This window comes from Rhodococcus sp. (in: high G+C Gram-positive bacteria) (genome assembly GCF_049591685.1).
In the GTDB taxonomy this organism is placed as follows: Bacteria; Actinomycetota; Actinomycetes; order Mycobacteriales; family Mycobacteriaceae; genus Rhodococcoides.
Map to the genome: position 1 here is coordinate 1 of NZ_JBAWFH010000183.1, position 2,047 is coordinate 2,047.

The following is a 2,047-nucleotide window of genomic DNA, read 5'->3' on the forward strand; positions in this document are numbered from 1 at the left end:
ACACCGAGGAACTCGGCTCCAACATGCTGGTGATCCGGGTGCAGCCGGACGAGGGCGTGACGATCCGGTTCGGCTCCAAGGTGCCGGGGCCGGCGATGGAGGTCCGCGACGTGTCGATGGACTTCTCCTACGGCCAGTCGTTCACCGAGGCGTCCCCGGAGGCCTACGAGCGGCTCATCCTGGACGTGCTGCTCGGTGAGCCGTCGCTGTTCCCGGTCAACGCCGAAGTGGAACTGTCCTGGAAGATCTTGGATCCGATCCTCGAGTACTGGGCGTCGGGCGGAACGGCCGAACCCTACGAGGCAGGCACCTGGGGACCGAGTTCCGGCGACGAGATGATGCACCGCACCGGACGAGAATGGAGAAGACCGTGATAGTCGACATTCCCGCCACCACAACGGCCGAGGTCGGCAAGAAGCTCGTCGAACTTCGCGAGTCCGGCGGAGCAGTCACCATCGGTCGTGTGCTGACGCTCATCGTAGCGAGTCGCGACAACAACAAGGCCGAACGCGCGATCGATGCGGCCAACGAGGCGAGCCGCGAGCATCCCTGTCGCGTCATCGTTCTCACTCACGGGGACAAGACGGCGGAGTCCAGTTTGGACGCACAGATCCGCGTCGGTGGTGACGCGGGCGCGTCGGAGGTAGTCGTTCTACGTCTCAACGGCGAACTCGCAGACCACGAACACAGCGTCGTGATCCCGTTTCTCCTACCAGACACTCCGATCGTCGCCTGGTGGCCCGACGAGGCACCGGTGGTCCCCGCCAAGGACCCGTTGGGCCGCCTTGCCATTCGCCGGATCACCGATGCAACCAACGCTCCGGACACTACGGCTGCCATCAAGAGCCGCTTGTCGAGTTACACGCAGGGCGACACGGATCTGTCGTGGAGCCGAATCACATACTGGCGCGGCCTCCTCGCCACCGCTTTGGATCAAGCGCCACACGAGCGGACCGTGTCGGCAACGGTGTCGGGTCTGGCCGAGGAGCCGGCGCTCGACATCCTCGCCGGGTGGCTCGCGTCCAAGTTGGGTGTCCCGGTGCACCGTCGGACCGGAGAGCTCCGGGTGGAATTGCAGCGCGAGACCACCAACATTTCCATCACTCGTCCGCAGACCGGTAAAACGGCGACGCTGAGGCGTACGGGGCAGCCCGACGCCGAGGTAGCGCTGGCACGGCGTGAAACACGTGAGTGCCTCGCCGAGGAACTCCGGCGTCTCGACAGGGACGAAATTTACGAGCTCGCACTGAACGGATTGTCGAAGGTGACCTATGAGTAAGACATCGGTGCTGAAGTTCCTCGACGCTCAGGCGTTGGTCGACGCCGCGCGGTCGCGCTTCGTCGACGTGGTCACCGCTGCGCAAGCCGAGCGGGGGTCCGCGTCGGTGGTATTGACCGGTGGAGGTACCGGCATCGCGCTGCTCGAATCGCTGCGCAAAGATTCGGGTTCGATCGACTGGGGGAAGGTCGACGTCTACTTCGGTGACGAACGATTCCTGCCCACCGGCGACTCGGAGCGCAACGAGGTCCAGGCAGCTGCCGCGTTGCTCGATCACGTGGACGTCCACCCCGATCGAGTGTTTCGCATGGCGTCGTCGGACGGCGCGCACGGAAGCGACCCGGACGTTGCTGCCGTGGCGTACGCGCAGATTCTAGGCTCACACTCGGACGGCGATCACACGCCGGCGTTCGACGTCCACCTGCTCGGAATGGGCGGTGAAGGACACATCAACTCGCTGTTTCCGCACACCGATGCGGTTCGCGAGAAAGATCATTACGTGGTGGCGGTGGAGAATTCGCCGAAACCCCCACCTGTGCGGATTACCCTGACTTTGCCCGCGATTCGACGCGCACGGCATGTGTGGCTGCTGGTGTCCGGAGCGGCCAAGGCGGAAGCCGTATCGGCCGCCGTCGGTGGAGCGGATCCGGAAGACGTACCGTCGGCCGGAGCCATCGGTTCGGAGTCGACGGTGTGGTTCCTCGATTCGGGTGCGGCATCCGAACTCGACACCGACTGACAGACAGGTATTTTCGGGCGGCGCCGAAC

General features: G+C 64.6%; 2 protein-coding genes and 1 pseudogene. All 3 read left to right on the forward strand.

Annotation, left to right across the window (positions count from 1 at the left end):
- Positions 1-374, forward strand: a pseudogene (locus WBQ44_RS07830) (glucose-6-phosphate dehydrogenase); the annotation flags it as partial.
- Positions 371-1,279, forward strand: a complete 909-nt coding sequence (gene opcA, locus WBQ44_RS07835; RefSeq protein ID WP_495566149.1) for a glucose-6-phosphate dehydrogenase assembly protein OpcA — start codon at positions 371-373, stop codon at positions 1,277-1,279. The pseudogene WBQ44_RS07830 and the gene opcA, both read left to right, overlap by 4 nt.
- Positions 1,272-2,018 carry a 6-phosphogluconolactonase gene (pgl, locus tag WBQ44_RS07840; RefSeq protein WP_495566150.1) on the forward strand — a complete coding sequence of 249 codons (747 nt, stop codon included), beginning with the start codon at positions 1,272-1,274 and terminating at the stop codon, positions 2,016-2,018. Before opcA ends, pgl begins: the two co-directional genes overlap by 8 nt.
- The last annotated feature ends 29 nt before the right edge of the window (positions 2,019-2,047 follow it).

What these genes read in the sequence shown, in the direction of transcription:
- pgl (WP_495566150.1), top strand. Translation starts at nt 1,272, where the DNA reads ATGAGTAAGACATCGGTGCTGAAGTTCCTCGACGCTCAGGCGTTGGTC.